Origin of the sequence: Pumilibacter muris, assembly GCF_943193045.1 — a bacterium.
Lineage (GTDB): Bacteria > Bacillota > Clostridia > Christensenellales > Pumilibacteraceae > Pumilibacter > Pumilibacter muris.
Window position 1 is genome coordinate 167655 of record NZ_CALPCN010000002.1, and the last position, 16154, is coordinate 183808.

The 16154-nt window shown below is 47.6% G+C and carries 11 protein-coding genes; 2 read left to right on the forward strand and 9 right to left on the reverse strand.

The window, feature by feature from the left end; all coding sequences use genetic code 11:
• Positions 1 to 54 precede the first annotated feature (54 nt).
• From NFR62_RS03410 to NFR62_RS03435, 6 genes are all read right to left on the reverse strand, one after another.
• Positions 55 to 972, reverse strand: a complete 918-nt coding sequence (locus NFR62_RS03410; RefSeq protein WP_251614094.1) for a carbohydrate ABC transporter permease — start codon at positions 970 to 972, stop codon at positions 55 to 57.
• Between the two features lie 10 nt (positions 973 to 982).
• Positions 983 to 1918, reverse strand: a complete 936-nt coding sequence (locus tag NFR62_RS03415) for an ABC transporter permease (RefSeq protein WP_251614097.1) — start codon at positions 1916 to 1918, stop codon at positions 983 to 985.
• A 10-nt stretch (positions 1919 to 1928) separates the two neighbouring features.
• Positions 1929 to 3935, reverse strand: coding sequence for an extracellular solute-binding protein (locus NFR62_RS03420; protein ID WP_251614100.1), 2007 nt, complete (start codon positions 3933 to 3935; stop codon positions 1929 to 1931).
• Positions 3936 to 3970: 35 nt separating this feature from the next.
• A complete protein-coding gene (locus tag NFR62_RS03425; RefSeq protein ID WP_251614104.1) occupies positions 3971 to 5587 on the reverse strand; it encodes a discoidin domain-containing protein in 1617 nt (538 codons plus the stop codon).
• 17 nt (positions 5588 to 5604) lie between these two features.
• Positions 5605 to 6891 (reverse strand): Gfo/Idh/MocA family protein, encoded by a 1287-nt coding sequence (locus tag NFR62_RS03430; protein WP_251614107.1) that lies wholly within the window; start codon positions 6889 to 6891, stop codon positions 5605 to 5607.
• Positions 6892 to 7013: 122 nt separating this feature from the next.
• Complete coding sequence (locus NFR62_RS03435) at positions 7014 to 8762, reverse strand: DUF4832 domain-containing protein (protein WP_251614110.1); 1749 nt, start codon at positions 8760 to 8762, stop codon at positions 7014 to 7016.
• Between the two features lie 248 nt (positions 8763 to 9010).
• Here NFR62_RS03435 and NFR62_RS03440 point away from each other — a divergent pair, with 248 nt between their 5' ends.
• A complete protein-coding gene (locus tag NFR62_RS03440) occupies positions 9011 to 10021 on the forward strand; it encodes a LacI family DNA-binding transcriptional regulator (protein ID WP_251614112.1) in 1011 nt (336 codons plus the stop codon).
• Between the two features lie 98 nt (positions 10022 to 10119).
• On the opposite strand, the gene NFR62_RS03445 is transcribed toward NFR62_RS03440, so the two are convergent.
• Positions 10120 to 10830: an SdpI family protein gene (locus NFR62_RS03445; protein ID WP_251614115.1), complete on the reverse strand. Its 711-nt coding sequence runs from the start codon at positions 10828 to 10830 to the stop codon at positions 10120 to 10122.
• A gap of 107 nt (positions 10831 to 10937) precedes the next feature.
• Between NFR62_RS03445 and NFR62_RS03450 the strand changes: the two genes are divergently transcribed.
• Positions 10938 to 11615: a putative ABC transporter permease gene (locus NFR62_RS03450; protein WP_251614118.1), complete on the forward strand. Its 678-nt coding sequence runs from the start codon at positions 10938 to 10940 to the stop codon at positions 11613 to 11615.
• Positions 11616 to 11656: 41 nt separating this feature from the next.
• Here NFR62_RS03450 and NFR62_RS03455 read toward each other — a convergent pair whose 3' ends face one another.
• Positions 11657 to 12961 carry a glycosyltransferase gene (locus tag NFR62_RS03455; protein ID WP_251614121.1) on the reverse strand — a complete coding sequence of 435 codons (1305 nt, stop codon included), beginning with the start codon at positions 12959 to 12961 and terminating at the stop codon, positions 11657 to 11659.
• A 368-nt stretch (positions 12962 to 13329) separates the two neighbouring features.
• Complete coding sequence (uvrA, locus tag NFR62_RS03460) at positions 13330 to 16152, reverse strand: excinuclease ABC subunit UvrA (RefSeq protein WP_251614124.1); 2823 nt, start codon at positions 16150 to 16152, stop codon at positions 13330 to 13332.
• Positions 16153 to 16154: the final 2 nt, after the last annotated feature.

The following is a 16154-nucleotide window of genomic DNA, read 5'->3' on the forward strand; positions in this document are numbered from 1 at the left end:
TTCTATTTCGTGTTTTAACCGCTTTATATAACTTGATTTTTTACGAAAACAAACTTATTCTTTAACCGAACCGAGCACCAAGCCTTTAATAAAGAACTTTTGCGCGAAAGGATAAACGAGCATTATGGGTAGCATGGCAATAAAGATTTGAGCGGATTCGAGCGTTTTAGTGGGAAGCGTCGCCAAAAGCGCCTGGTCTTCGGGCGAGCTCGTAAGGTTTTGCCGCAAAGTGTTCGCCTCGTTTATCATGTTGTAAATATACGATTGCAAAGGAAGTTTGGCGGGTTGCATATATATGGTTCCGTCGAACCATGCGTTCCAATGCTGAACCGCAGTAAACAACACAACGGTGGCTATTGCGGGAAGCGACACGGGAAGCACTATTTGCACCAAAACGCGGTAATGCCCCGCCCCTTCTATTTTCGCCGCCTCTTCGAGCTCTTTGGGAACCTGCCTGAAAAAGTTGATTAAAAGCACCATGTTCCAAGCGTTCATAGCCGTAGGAAGAATCAGCGCGAAAATCGTGTTGTTAAGATGCAGTCGCGTTATTATTATGTAGGTGGGCACCAAGCCGCCCGAGAAAAACATGGTAACGGTGAAGAACACCACATAAAAACCTCTGCCGCGAAATACGCTCGACGTTTTGGAAAGCGGGTAAGCGCCCAAAGTTATTACCACGAGCGACAACACGGTGCCCGTAACCACTCTTAGCACGCTATAACCGAAAGCGCGGAAAAACTCGGTTTTGCTCATTAAAATTTTGTACGCCGTTCCCGTTATGCCTACCGGCAAAAATCCCACCGCGCCCGCGTTTACCGCGTCGTTGCTCGAAAGACTTGTTGCGAGCAAGTTTAAAAACGGCACAAGGCACACAAACGCGAACAAAACCAAAAGCGACGTATTTATAATAAGAAACGCTCGGCGCGAGGGCGCAATTTTAAGATGCTGTTTGTTGAATTTGATATTTTCCATCGCTCCCCCCTTAGAATATTTTGTAACCTTTAACTTTGTAAGCAAGGAAATAGCTCGCCGAAAAGAACACGCAGCTTATAACCGACTTAAACAGTCCTATCGCCGTACCCATAGAGTACTGCCCCACTTGCAACAAACCTATGCGATATGCCATAGTATCGAGAATGTCGCCCGTTTCGTAAACAAGATAGTTGTACATAACGAGTATTTGCTCGAAGCCCGCGTTCATTATGTTGCCTATGTTTAAAATGCTCATGAGCACTATCATGCTCATAATTCCCGGAAGCGTTATGTGGCGGCAAAGTTGGCGGCTGTTGGCGCCGTCTATGCGCGCCGCTTCGTAAAGCGCGGGGTCTATGTTTACAATCGCAGCCAAGAACACAACTATTTGATAGCCTATCGTTTTCCAAACGTCGGATGCCACAACTATGGTGCGGAACCAAGTGTTGGAAGTAATCCAACTTACGGGCTCCACTCCGAAAAAGCTCAAAAAATAGTTAAAGCCGCCGCTTTTGGAAAACATATCAACCATTATGTTGCCGAGAAGCGTCCAAGAAAGGAAGTACGGCAAAAAGATAATCGTTTGAACTGTTTTCTTTATTGCGCCTATGCGTATTTCGTTTATTAACAGCGCGAGAACAATGGAAAGTACGGTTATGCAAACTATTTTGCTGAACGCAATTATCACCGTGTTGAGAGTGGCTTGCATAAAGTCCGGGCGCATGAACAGGTCGTAAAAGTTCATAAAGCCCACAAACGGCGAGCCGAAAAAGCCGTCTACCACGTTGTAGTCTTGAAACGCCATGATAATGCCTATCATAGGCAAAATCTGAAAAACGGTAGCCAAAGCGATTCCGGGCAAAAGCATGGAATGAAGCGTCAGCTGTTCTTTTAAATTTATTTTTTTACGGGCGGGACGCGCCGTAATAACTTGACGTCTTTCCATAACCCCCGCCTCAATTTTCGCTCGCGTGCTCGGCGGCATACCATTCGTTTACTTGCTTTAATATAACGTCGCCGCCGTTGCGGTTATAAACGCTTATAAACTCGTCGAACGCCGACATGCCGCTTGTGCCCGTTATGATACGCGCATAGTATATGCCCGTTTGGTCGGCAAGATAGCCGCCTTTGTCGGTCATAGCCGAAAGCGCAACGCCGTAGAACTCGTCGTACTTCGCCTTCTTCTTTCCCTCCGACAAATCCACCACATAGGCGTAGCTGCCGTTTTCGTCTATCATTTCGTGATAAATTCCCCAGCCCTCGCGTTCGGCGGTTGTCATTTTGTCGATTGAAATGCCCTGCTTATACGCGACGAAATAAGGATACCCTTGCGCAAAGTGTAAAATCTTTTCACGGTTGCGCATTGTGTCGAAAGCCTCTTTCAGCGCAGGCTCCGAATTTATTTTTTCAACTACTTGGCGGTTAAGGCAATAAAAACCTTTTTCGGAGGCGCTTATTTTATAAAGACGACCCCCCCCCGCCTCATATTCGGCTATTTGAGCGTTCGTAAGGTCTTCGCTCAGTCCGCCGCTCAAAAGTTCGCGGCTGTTAAGTCCGCCCTCGTAAAGCTCGTTAAACACCGTTTGAACTCTGTGGTATTCCGCAGCGCTCGCCATTCCGTCCCAAACTTTAACGGGCACAAACTGATAGTAAAAGCCGTTCGAGGGGAGAACTCCCGAGCCGTACATTTGCTCGGCGTTGTCGTTGTAATAAATATCGTAGAACAGATTTATAAGTTTTGCCACCGCTTCGGGATTGCGGCAATTTTTAGACACGAGGTTGTAGCCCGAAATAAGCGTTGTGTCTACAATGGGCAAACTTTCGTTTCCTTTGTACGAAGGCAAATCAACCCAAGTCCAGTCGGCTCCTTTCGCGCCGTAAGACTTAACGCATGTTCCAAGCGCGTCTTTGGGCAGCCACCACTCGCCGAACACCATGCCTATCTGCCCCGCCGAAACGTAAGACTGCACGTCGGCGGAAGTAATGTTTGAAAACTCGTTGTCGAGTATTCCTTTTTCGTACATTGTGCGCATTGTTTCAATCGCCGCGCGAGCTTCGGGCGAAGTGTTCGAGGAATAAAGCTGTCCGTCTTCGCCTTTAAAATACGAGCCCACCGACGCGCCGTGCGCGTTGAACATGCCTTCGGCAGAATACGAACCCGCATAAGTAATGTCTTTGTGCATTGAAAGCGGCACGAGCTTGCTCGCCGCAACTCCCGTTTTTTCCGCAATTTTCGCTTTGTTTTCGGGTTTGGCAAAAGCTTCGCCAACCGCAATCATTTCGTCTATCGTTGTGGGCGCTTGCATTCCCACAATATCGAGCCAGTCTTTGCGTATGTAAAGCCTTTGAGCCGAAGCGTATTTGTTCGACTGCTGAGGAAGCGCGTACAGCTTGCTGTCTTCCATGCACGCTTCAAGCAATTCGGGCATGTAAGTTAAATAATTGTCCAAAAGATTGTCGTTGAGCATATAGAGCGAATCGGTTAAGTCCGCAAGCATCTTCGTGTCGCGCAGCATAGTGAACATTTCGGGCTGCGTGGTGTAAAACATGTCGGGCATTTGGTTCGCCGATATTGCAAGGTTAAGCTTTTGGTCGTAGCCCGTGCTAACCGAAACTACGGTGTATTCAATCTCGATATTCAACACATCGCGCGCAATCTTATTAAACGACTGGTTCATAGGCGTAGTGCCCGACTTAACGTCCGATTCGAGTTGATACTGTATGGCGCCCACAGTAACTTTAACGGGCTGTTCGTATTTTTTGAGCGTGGGATACTTTTCGCGGAACTTTGCGTTCTGCTCGGGGTCCTCCGCCGCCGTTTTAAATTCCACTTCGGGCTCCCTTAAAGTGCCCCTGTTAATAGGCTTATAGGTGTAATCCTTTTTATAGTTGCAACCCGCGAGAGTGCCCACGAACGTAAGCGCGAGCAAAAACGCGCAGGCTAACGATATAATCTTTTTCACAGTCACAGTCCTCCCTATTTTGTATTAAATCGCGCTCAGCGGATTTCCACTTCGCTCACCCACATTATGCCGGAGAACACGGTTTCGTCTCCGTCGGTACGCGACGAAGTTCCGTCGCCCATGTTTTTAGGTTGATACACTCGTATTCTGTCGGTTTTAACGGCGTCGAATTTAAACACCGTGCTTTGTTGCTGAGTTAAATATTCTCCGCTCTCGGTTTTCCAGAAGAAGTAGTCCAACCGCTTCCACTCGCCGTCGAGCCAAGCTTCTACCCACGCTTCGCGCGCCGAATAAATGGTGGGATTGCTGCCGGTGCCGTCTATTCCCCAATAAACCGCAACTTCGCTAACCGTTTGTTCTTGATTGAACGTAAATTGAATCCAGTGGTCTTTTTTCGGATTATTTTCGCTCGCCCACGACTCCGTTGCCCAATTCACTTGGTTGTGATTTTCTTTTGTCGCATAGAAGCCGTCGGTTAAAGGTTTGGCGCCCGAATATCCCGCGAACGTGGTATCAACGGTAACTTTGCACAATCCGTTTTCGGCGTAGGCAAGGTTCGCCGCGCTCGTGTCGCCGTTCGTTCCTACGTCGCCGCTGTCTTCCCCGAGTTTGGAAAGCGCAAGCGAGCCGCGTTGCGAAGTGGGCTTAACTCCGGGCACGGGGCAAGCGTCGAGCGCGCGCGTATAGGTTACATAAGATATAAAGTCGTATTGCCAAACGTTGTTCATTATGCCTTGCGGAACGTAGCTGTATTCGAACTCGTTCACATAGTCGAGGCAGAACACGGGCATATAATCGTAACGGCGGGCGCGGTTTATAACGTTGCACGCTATGGTGGTGTTATAGTCGAGGTCGGCTTCGCTACGGTCTTCGAACACTTCCGCTTTTTCGTTGTAAGTGGTTGTAAAGCTTTCGAACATAATTCCGTCTACATATTGCGAAATATACGGATACACGGTAAAGCCTCTGTTGGGAATAAGTTTCGCGTCAGGGAATTCCTCGTCGAGCCTTCTAACGAGGTCAACCATTCCGCCTATCGTGCTGTACGCCACGTCTACAGTATCGAGCGTGTCGAGGAACAACCCGTCCACTCCGTAGTCCATAATGTCGCGCGCGGTGTTAAGTATGGTTGCTTGCCAAACGGGATTGCCCGCGTCAACGAAATACGAGCCCCACGAAGCGTTCATTTTGGGCATTCCGTTTTCGTATATGTAATACGACGCGTACCCGTTTTCGCCCAAACCGTCGCCTACGTGAAGTTGCGCGTCTTCGCCTATGCTTATATACGCTATAACGTATGTGCCGTTGTCGCTAAGCTCCTTAACGAGTTCTTTCGCGTTTTCGCACGAATAGAGTTGCGAACTGTGAATAATAGCCACGTCGAACTGCTTTAAAGCTTCCATAGCCGTAATCGGTTCGCCGCCGAGCACAGGGTTTTCTTCCGCGTTGCCCGTAAGCGAGCCGTAGTAGCATGTGAACGAATCCACGTCGTTCCACGCCTTATGTTCGCCCGCAACTTTTTCTACGGTAGGACGCGAGAAAATGCTGATTTTTTCCGTCTGCACCTGCGTGACTCTGCCGCATCCCGCGAACGAAGCCGCCGTAATAACGGCGAGCAACATTGAAAGAAGCGTAAGCGTAATTTTTTTCATAACAATTCCCTCCGCTTTTATTTCTGTTTGCAATTTTCGCGTTCGAAGTCGGCGATTGTAATAAGTTCGCCGCCGCTGACGCGCGATTTCTCGGCAGCCAAAGCCGACAAATGCGACGCAACCGAATCCGCAACCGACGAACTCACGTCGCCGCCGCAGTCGAGCGCGTCGAACATTTCGGTAAGCATACGGTTGTCGCCGCCGCCGTGTCCCGAAAGGTCGTCGGCAATGGCGGCAATGTCGTACACGGTGCTTTCGCCGCCGAACGGCGTAACCGTTACAAGGTTTTTATCTTGCTCGGCAACTATTTCGCCGAGCGTTCCCATAACTTTCACATGCCTTGTGTTCACCGCAGTGAACGCCGTCATGGTGAGCGACACGGTGACGTTATCTTCCATTTGCATGTTCACAATTTGATGGTCAACAACGTTGTTGTCGCAACGGAACACGCATTTACCGTAAGGACCTTTTCTAATGGCTTCCATCAACGTTTCGGCTGTGGGCTGTTGCACCAAAATATCGCACGGCCATTCCCTGTTCCCGCGATTGAATCCGATTTCGCTGTCGAAATAAATTTTTACCGCGTTATACGGGCACGAATCGCCTACGGCGCAATCAACGCACCGCGCCGCGCTCCCTTTTGGCGCATTTTCCTCTCTGAAATATTCAAGCGAACCGAAAGAACTCACGGCAAGGCACCGTTTATCCAAAAGCCAAGCGAGAATGTCGAAGTCGTGGCAACACTTTTGCAATATCATAGGCGATTCTATTTGGTCGTTTCGCCAATTACCGCGCACAAAACTGTGCGCTTGATGCCAATACCCCACGTTTTCCAACGCGTTCACCGTAACGGGCTTTCCTATTGCCCCGCTTAAAATAACTTCTTTTATTTTACGGAAAAAAGGCGCGTACCGAAGAACATGGCAAACGGTTACGAGTTTGCCCGCTTTTTTAGCGGCGTCGCGTATTTCAATACATTCGTTCGCAAAAGTGGAAATAGGTTTTTCCAAAAGAACGTCGTAGCCCCTATCGAGAGCTTTCAACGTATGGTCGCGGTGTTGGCGGTCTTGCGTGGCTATAATCAAAACGTCGGCAAGTTTTTCGCGCTCCAACAAAGATTCGGCGCTGTTAAAACGCCCGCTTTGAGGCACGCCGTATGTATCGCCCGCAAAAGTCACCTTTTCGGGTATAATGTCGGCAACGGCGACGATTTTCATTCGCTCGGGATGCAGTTTCGCATATTTAGCGTAAGTGTGCAGTCCTCTTCCGCCAAGCCCTATTATAGCTACCGTATATTGCTTCATTGTCCCCTCACAGTCAACAATTTTATGCTTACACTAATAATATATCACCGATTTTTAACTTTGTCAATAGGTTTCACAAAATTTTCATAAAACAATTTTGTTTACTAATTTGTTTACCGTTATTAGCGCAATTTTCTAAGCGAGGCTAACGCGAACGCGGGCAACAGCAAAAAAGCGCTTAAAATAGAACGACAGCCTTTGGAATTTTTCTCTGCGGGCGGGTTAGTCGGTTCGTTTCCGCCTGACGGAGGCGGAACGTCCGCGTCGTCGAAAACGGATTTATCCACCTCTTCGAACTGTTCGGAATTAGATTCCTCTTCATTGCCCACATATACCGTGCCCGCGTAATTGCCGCCTATTTCCGAATCGAAAACCGCTTGTTCGTTGGCAAATTTAATCGCGCGTTTAACCGAACCTTCCCGTTCTTCGGCGCCCGTAAATTGCAGGTAAAAATCGTAGAAGCCCGACGTTATGCTTGCGGGCAATCTGAAATAATGCTCGTAAGAAAGCTCGCCGCCGCTCTTGGCTTTGCGCAAATCAAGCTCTATTTCGGCAGAATAAACAACGCTTTTGTCTTCACTGCGCAAAATGAGCGTAGCTTTCTTTGCGTTTATAACGTTGCCGAAACCGACGTTTTTAATCTTGCCGCGTATTCCCGTAACTCCGCCTTTTCCGCAAGCCGCAATCGTTTCGGCTCCCGACAAAAGCAAGCGGTAACCCAACCTGTTTTGAACGTATTTTTTGCCGTCGAGCCCGTTGTATATTTCGTCGGAGCCTTTAAGTCCGCTAACAGCCGTACCTTTCCACGCCTTTATAACAACGTCGTTCCAGTCTATATTCAAATACGAAGTATGCGTTTCGTAACCCTCTTTCGATATATATTCCACAGTGTTGTAGTCGTTTAGCGCCGATTCGGGATTATTCGAGGAGTAGCTTTTGTCGGTTACAACCTCGCCCCCGTAAGGAACGTGTTCGGCTATTGTTCCGAGAAAAGCGACTTCTTTTTCACGGTTTACGAACGTGCCCAAATCGCTTGCGTTACCCAAATATCCGTCGTTGAACACGCCCACTCTAAGAGCGTCGCCTCCCATTTCCAAAAGGTTTGCGATTTTAGAATCTATATTGTTTATAGAAATTCCGAGTTCGGGGTATGCGCGATTAGCCCAAAAAGCATAGAAAAGCGGACGGCGAACGCTAACCGTTCTGTTTTCGTCGAGAGCCGCAAGCCACGAATTCACAAGTTCGTAAGCTATTCCCGAACTTTCGTTTGCCATAGCGTTTCCGAGCGTTGTGGAGTGCTGTTCGCCCCAAGGTCCCAACATGCCCGTTTCCACCGAAGTTATAACGTCGAGGTTTTTATTCAGCACTTCGCCGAGTTGCGCGATATGGCGCTTAATCAGTTCCATAGAAGGTTCGCTGTTGCGGTATTTTCCGCCCGATTGCTCTCCCGAAACGTTATACGAAAACCGCGCGATAACGGTTACGTTCGCTTCGCGCGCCGACGCGAAAATATTTTCGAGGCAGGTTAAATCCGCTTGCGATATGTCGCCGTCAGCTCCGCCCGCATTCGACGAATACCGCTCCAAACCGAAACGGAAATGCAGAACGCCGTATGATTGCGAATAGTTTTTTAAAGCTTGCGCGGCGAAAACGGCGGGAAGTTTTTCCGTGCCCGCAAGCTTATACGCAATCGCCTTATAAAATCCGCAATCGGGATTGAGCACCGTCTCGACGCTTTCTTTTTCCGACACTACGCTTGCCGTCCACTCTATTTCTTTTGCCCTCGCTTCTCTCATATCAAATCCTCCGAAGCCTACGCACAACATTCCCAAAACTACCAAAACTGCGAGCGTCCTCTTTAAAATTTTCATAAAAATTTCTCTCCCTTTCGTCTTTTTAAACGCATAAGTAAATAACAATAAAAATACGGTATTTTAGTAAACACAATCTATTTATCTTGATTTTACTGCAAATTTTGCCTTTTGTCAATATGTTTTTCTAATTATTTTGACGAATTTAAAGAAATTTGTCGATTTTTTTAATTTTGTTTACTAAACATATTGACACAACCGCTTGCGAGTGATATACTTTATATATACCTTTATTAAAGGAGACCGGCATGGCTACAATCCGCGACGTAGCGGAAAAAGCGGGTGTGTCGATTGCGTCGGTTTCGCGCATTCTAAACAACGACGAAACATACAAAGCGACGCACTCCACACGCGAAAAAGTTTTCCGCGCAATCAATGAGCTCGGCTACGAGCCAAACCCGAACTACAAAAAGAAAAAAAACCGTAATCAAGTTACGGTCGGTTGCATTTCACGCCTTACGGTAGAACACACGCAAGACAGCTATTACGCAGCCATTTTGGAAGGCGCCCAAAATTTTTTGAAAACGCAAAACTTTGACTTCGATTTCGTTCAGTCGCAATTCGACATTATGAACGCCGAAAATCTCGCATCGCTCGCGTCGCACCCGCCGAAGGGGCTAATTTTAATGGACGACCAACTTGACTCCGACACAATGGGCTATTTGTTGAGCAAAGTAAAACACATTGTGGGGATAGACACGGGGCAACCCATGATAGACAACGTTTGTTACGACCGCTACGAAGCGGGGTGCCGAGCCATGCGTTACCTTGTGGAAAGCGGGCACCGCAAGATTGCGTACATAGGGGCGCACATATCTTCCAACGCAACCAACATAGGGCGTCATGAAGCGTATTTGCGAATAATGAAACGCTACAACCTCGAAATCGACCCCGCCTGGATTCTCGACAGCGAGTGGCACAGAGGAATATGCTTCGATAAAACCGTAGAGCTCATGAAATGCGCGAACCGCCCCACCGCTTTGTTTGTAAGTAGCGACCACATGGCTATTGCGGCAATGTCGGCTTTGCACTCGCTCAAAATATCCATTCCCGACGAAATATCGATTATAGGCATTTCGGATATAGAAGACTCCAAATACCTCAATCCGCCGCTCACCACAATTTCAATACCGCAAAAAGAAATAGGCGAAATATCCGCGAGCACTCTTTTGCAACGCATAAGCGGCGATTCTTCGCTTCCAAAACGCATAATAGTGCCTACCCGACTTGTGGAACGCGAATCGGTGAAAAAAATATAACGGCGAACGGCAATTCTAAAAACTAACGTATCCGTTTAAATCTTATGCGTTTTAAAGCGCAAAAAACCTTCGTTTCTTTACGAAGGTTTTTTAAATTCTCATAACACGTTTTTTTCGGTGTCTCGGTTCAATCTTCGCCATTGTTTGCGAGAATACAACCTGCCCCACACTATGAGTCCCGATATAACCGCCACCCACAAAACAAGGTGCAACCAACCCAAACGGAAATCGAGCCAAATGCTTAAAGCGCTTGTAAACACCGCGAAAGCATACAGCACGCTCATATAAACGTCGGCAGCCGCATAATGCACTTTAACCCAAACGCGGTTGTCGCTCATGGTGTATTTATTTTTTAATCCGAGCACGTCGTTGCGCCGCAGTTGAGGAAAAAAGTTGGCAAGCATTCCCCCGATTAGCGACGCGACCACAACCGAACCGCCAAAAAAATCGAACTTTTTCAATAAATCTATATCGTTTTTAATAATGTTGTCTATCATGCCGTAAACAGATGAGCTCAAAAACATAAATCCGAGCACGAAAGACGCGATTATCATCCACATAAAATTACGTTCCACGAGTTTGCGCTCTCTCAATAAACGCGCAACTACTACAAGCACTACGGGAACAAGTCCGAAAATGCCGAGCACAAGATATTGATATTTGGGAAGTCTTATTACGTCTTCCGCCAAAACAATGTTCGGCAAAACTATACTGTCGGGAAGCAACTGTATTGAGCCCGCCACCAAAATGAACGGCAATATTGATATTAAAAGCGCGGCGCTCGAAAGCCACCTTTCTTTATTCGTCATAGCTATTTCCCTTTAATGCCGCATTGCATGCAGTATTTAAATATTATACCCGAAAACGCATAAAATGTCAACACATAATACGAATATACGGCGCGCATACTACACTTATGGAAATAACACGCACAAAAAGCGTAAGCGGCGCATACTCGGAGCAATCGGCTTTGCGAAAAATATTTATTCTTACAATACTCACGGCTTTGTTCTCGTTCGCGGGTTGGATTTGCGAAACCGTAATGTTTTTAATAGTGCGCGGCGAGTTTTGCGACAGGGGTTTGCTCACGCTTCCGTTTTGCCCGCTATACGGGCTGGGAATGCTCGGAGTGTACGCCGTTTTAAGAACGCCTCAGTCGGGACTGTGGGAAAAGATATGCTCGCGTCCCCAAACCAAAACCGGCAGATTTTTGGCAACGGTATTGTGCCTTATAGTGTACGCCACCCTTGCGGCGCTTCTCGCGTCGGCGGTTGAATATATAACGGGCTTGTTCTTCGACCGCAAATTCGGAGTGCGGCTGTGGAGCTACCGCCGCTACGACGACACCATTAACGGCTATGTTAGTTTGAGGTATTCTCTGCTTTGGGGAATACTCGCGGTGTCGGCTATGGGGCTCGTGTGGCACCCTATGCAAAACGTTCTCGCGCGGGCGCGCACTTCGGTGCTTGCGATTCTTGCAATAGCGCTGTTCGTTATTATAGCGGGCGACTTCGCGTTCAATATGATTTATTTGCACGTTAGGGGAAAACGCTTCGGCTCTCTCGGAGAAATGCTTTTCCGAAAAAGAACGTAAAAACAAACGGACTGCCTAAAACGACAGTCCGTTTGTTATTATCACCGAGTGCCCAAAACATTTGTTGCGAATTTAATATAAGAATCGGTGAAGTCGCCCGTCTTACGTTTGCGGCAATTTCGAACGTATTTTTTCTTTCCCGAAAAATACGCCTTTTGCTCTGCGGGCGAAAGTTTTTCAAGATACTGCTTTTCGAGTTCGGCATTCGCCCAACGCTCTTTGTTTTCGGCTATCGCCGCGTGGAAAACGTCTATCAACCTATCTACGCACGCGTCTATTGCATACTGTTTTGCATACTCTATATATTCGCTCGAAAGTTTTGCCTTTTCGGCGGGGTGTTCGATAAACCATTCTATTTTTTCGCGCAACGACTTATATTTGCCTCTGTGGAACAAATTTTGCTCGCTTAACGCGAATTGTTTTGTAGCGCATATTTTACTGTCGGAAATCACAGGAACCAACCCGCAAGTAAACGCTTCTATGCAGGAAATAGCCTCGCTCTCGGCGTCGGACGAATGAACGTACAAATCGCACGAATTGATAAGGTTAATAAGCTCGTCTTTGGGCAAAAACGTAAATTCAATAGGATTTTTCAAATACTTATCGCCCATCTTTTTAAGCTTTTTCTCGGTGGGCCCTTTCCCCGCAAGCACAAGCTGAATTTTTTCGTTATACTTACTTTTGCCGATAGCTTTAATAATAAGGTCTTGCCGCTTTTCTTTGCTGTAACGCCCTATCATTAAAATAACGTACTTATCCTTATATTTTTCGGGACGCTCCACCGACTTAGGCACAAAATCTTCGCTCACACCGTTGCTTATAGCATAAATATTGCCGCGATATTTGTTTTTAATCAAAAGATTTTTCATCATCTGGCTGGGGCAATGTATGTGATTGAATTTTTTATAGAATTTACGGCGGAAATATGTGTAAATCAATTTGTTGGCGCCCGGAAACTTGCCCATGTGCACCGAATAAGTCATGTTTTGCGGTTGAATATGAAATGCCGCAGTTGTCGCAATGTGCAACTTTTCGGCAATCGCCGCCGCCGCGTTCTGCACCCAAAACGGCATAAGCATGTGCACAACGTCGCTTCCCTCAATCGCTTTCGTTATAATTTCATCGTCGGGCTCCGCAAATTTCATACCCTGTTTATCCACAATAGACTGAAACACGGGAATACGGTATTCGGGCAAAATATAAATCCCCTCGCCATCCACCTTAGAAGTGGTGAGCACACGCACCTCGTGTCCTTTTTTTCTAAGCATATCGGCAAACCGCATTGCCGTTATCGTGGTACCGTTGCTCGTTTCGCCGAATTGGTCCACTACAAACGTTATAACCATGTCAAATATCGTCGCTCCCGCATTTTCGTTAAATCCGAACGGCTCAATTCTCGCCGTATTTGTCTCATAAAATCATACGGGCGCGTTCGCTTTAAAACGCCCGTTGTAGTTTCTTAAATTATCGTAAATTAGTCTTTCGTTCCACTATAAAGTGAAATGGCTTACAAAACTCTGTTTTTCGTATTATCGTCGTAATATTATTCGACTAAACGCAAATAAATAGCTTTATACGTTGTGAAACCTTGCAACGCAAGCTTTTCTCTTATATTATGACATTTATGCAAAATCTTGTCAACGTATTACCCATTAAAGTTAGGTTAAAAAGACTTTTGAATTTTTAATATTAGTCGAATAGGGTCGAATCGGTTTTAATACCCTCTTTCGAGCAACGGTTTAAGGAATTTGCCCGTTACGCTCGCCGCGTTATTCGCAACCTCTTCAGGCGTGCCCGCAGCCACGATTTTGCCGCCCATGTCGCCGCCTTCCGGTCCTAAATCCACAATGTAGTCGGCGGTTTTAATAACGTCGAGGTTGTGCTCTATAACAACCACCGTATTTCCGCCTTTCGCCAAACGGTCGAGAATAACTATAAGTTTTTCAACGTCGGCAACATGCAAGCCCGTTGTGGGTTCATCGAGTATATACAATGTGCGAGAGGTGGACCTACGGCTTAGCTCCGTTGCTAATTTCACGCGCTGAGCCTCGCCGCCCGAAAGCGTGGTCGCAGGCTGTCCCATTTTAATGTAGCCGAGTCCGACCTCGTAGAGAGTGCGGATTTTATTTGCCACCTGCGGCACGTTTTCGAAAAACGAGTACGCCTCCTCGATTGTCATGTCGAGCACGTCGGCAATGCTCTTTCCTTTGTATTTAACCGTTAGAGTTTCGCGGTTGTAGCGCGCGCCGCCGCAAACTTCGCACGGAACGTATACGTCGGGCAAGAAGTTCATTTCCACCCTTATAATGCCGTCTCCGCTGCAACTTTCGCACCTGCCGCCTTTAACGTTAAACGAGAATCTGCCCGCTTTATAACCGCGCTCCTGCGCGTCCGGCGTTTTGGCGAACAACTCGCGGATTGCGCCGAACACTCCCGTATATGTCGCGGGATTGCTTCGGGGAGTGCGCCCTATCGGGCTTTGGTCTATGCAAATTACTTTGTCGATATTTTCGAGCCCCTCTATTTTATTATGCGCGCCAACCGTCAGCCTGCTGCCCATAACCGCGTTCGCCGCTGCGGGATACAGAATTTGATTCACAAGGCTGGATTTTCCGCTTCCCGAAACTCCCGTTACAGCCGTTATGAGTCCTAACGGAAATCTTACGTTCACCCCTTTTAAATTATTTTGTTTGCAATCCGAAAGAGTTATAAATTTGTCGGAAACAGTTCGACGCTCGCTCGGAACGCAAATTTTCCGCTCGCCGCTCAAAAATTTTCCCGTTACCGAACGCGGCGAGGCTATAATTTCGGGTATGCTACCCGCCGCCACGATTTCGCCGCCGTGAACGCCCGCGCCCGGACCTACGTCAACAACGTAGTCGGCGGCGCGTATGGTTTCTTCGTCGTGCTCCACAACTATCAAAGTGTTTCCCAAATCCCTAAGCTTCGTGAGCGTGCCCAAAAGTTTCTCGTTGTCGCGTTGATGAAGCCCTATGCTCGGCTCGTCGAGAATGTAAAGCACGCCTTGAAGCCCCGAACCTATTTGCGTGGCAAGACGTATGCGCTGAGCCTCGCCGCCCGAAAGCGTCGCCGCCCCGCGCGACAGCGTTAAATAGCCGAGTCCGACGTCTTTCAAAAAGCCGAGACGGGCGCGAATTTCTTTTAAAAGCGGCTTCGCTATAATATCCCGGCTTTGCGTGAATTTAAACGTGCTTATAAACGCAAGTAGGTTCACAATGCTGAGCCTTGCGATTTCCTCTATGTTTTTACCGAAAAGCGTTACCGCAAGAGCCTCTTTTTTCAAACGTCTGCCGCCGCAAGCGTCGCAAGGCTTTGTGCGCATATACCGCTCTATGTCGCTCTTAACGTAGTCGGAAGCCGTGTCGCGGTAGCGCCTTTCAAGATTCGTTACAATACCTTCGAACGAAGTGTTAAAACTACCTTTAAAATTGTACGAATTGTACTGCATTTCTATTTTCTCGCCGCCGTTGCCGTACAAAAGTATGTTCTTTATATTTTCGGGCAAATCTTTAAAAGGCACGTCGAGCGAAAAGCCGTAACGTTTGCTGAGCCCTTCGAAATACAACTGCGTTTGCGCGCCGCTGTCAAAATTCCACCCCGTTATGGTCAGCGCCCCCTCGCGCAAGCTTTTGGAGCCGTCGCCGTAAATAAGCTCGGGGTCTATCGCCTGCTTGTAGCCGAGCCCCAAACATTCGGGGCACGCTCCGAACGGGCTGTTAAACGAAAACAAGCGAGGCTCTATTTCGGCAAGCGATATGCCGCAATCGGTGCACGCGTATTTTGTGTTGAACAGCCTTTGCTCGCCGTCGCATTCCACAACAACCGTTCCTTCGGCAAGCTTTAAAGCGGTTTCCAAACTGTCGGTAAGGCGTTTGTTTATTCCCTCTTTAATAACAAGACGGTCAACCACAACGCTTACGTTGTGCTTAACTTGCTTATCGAGAGGTATTTCCTCGTCGAGCGTGTAAGTGTTTCCGTCTACCCACACGCGCGAAAAACCTTGTTTTCGGTAACTTTCGAACAGTTTGCCGAATTCGCCTTTTCTGCCGCGCACGGTGGGCGCAAGCAACAAAATTTTGCTTCCTTCGGGATATGCCGTTATAGCGTCGGCTATTTGGTCTATAGACTGCTGTTCTATTTTCTTGCCGCACTTGGGGCAATGAGCCTCGCCCAAACGGGCGTATAACAAGCGCAAATAATCGTATATTTCGGTAACGGTGCCAACGGTTGAGCGCGGATTGCGCGCCGTCGTTTTTTGGTCGATTGATATTGCGGGGCTCAATCCGTCTATACTTTCAACGTCGGGCTTATCCATTTGCCCCAAAAACTGACGGGCGTAGCTTGAAAGCGATTCGACATAACGCCTTTGTCCTTCCGCAAATATCGTGTCGAACGCAAGGCTCGTTTTGCCGCTTCCGCTAAGCCCGGTAAACACAATAAGCTTGTTGCGCGGCAACGTTATGTCAACGTTTTTCAAATTGTTTTCATTCGCGCCTTTAATTACTATATTTTCCATTG

Excerpts from the sequence above, each read along its gene's own strand:
- NFR62_RS03425 (WP_251614104.1), bottom strand. The coding sequence starts at position 5,587 with ATGAAAAAAATTACGCTTACGCTTCTTTCAATGTTGCTCGCCGTTATT.
- NFR62_RS03430 (WP_251614107.1), bottom strand. The coding sequence starts at position 6,891 with ATGAAGCAATATACGGTAGCTATAATAGGGCTTGGCGGAAGAGGACTG.
- NFR62_RS03445 (WP_251614115.1), bottom strand. The coding sequence starts at position 10,830 with ATGACGAATAAAGAAAGGTGGCTTTCGAGCGCCGCGCTTTTAATATCA.
- NFR62_RS03455 (WP_251614121.1), bottom strand. The coding sequence starts at position 12,961 with ATGGTTATAACGTTTGTAGTGGACCAATTCGGCGAAACGAGCAACGGT.
- NFR62_RS03410 (WP_251614094.1), bottom strand. The coding sequence starts at position 972 with ATGGAAAATATCAAATTCAACAAACAGCATCTTAAAATTGCGCCCTCG.
- NFR62_RS03415 (WP_251614097.1), bottom strand. The coding sequence starts at position 1,918 with ATGGAAAGACGTCAAGTTATTACGGCGCGTCCCGCCCGTAAAAAAATA.
- NFR62_RS03450 (WP_251614118.1), top strand. The coding sequence starts at position 10,938 with ATGGAAATAACACGCACAAAAAGCGTAAGCGGCGCATACTCGGAGCAA.
- NFR62_RS03435 (WP_251614110.1), bottom strand. The coding sequence starts at position 8,762 with ATGAAAATTTTAAAGAGGACGCTCGCAGTTTTGGTAGTTTTGGGAATG.
- NFR62_RS03440 (WP_251614112.1), top strand. The coding sequence starts at position 9,011 with ATGGCTACAATCCGCGACGTAGCGGAAAAAGCGGGTGTGTCGATTGCG.
- uvrA (WP_251614124.1), bottom strand. The coding sequence starts at position 16,152 with ATGGAAAATATAGTAATTAAAGGCGCGAATGAAAACAATTTGAAAAAC.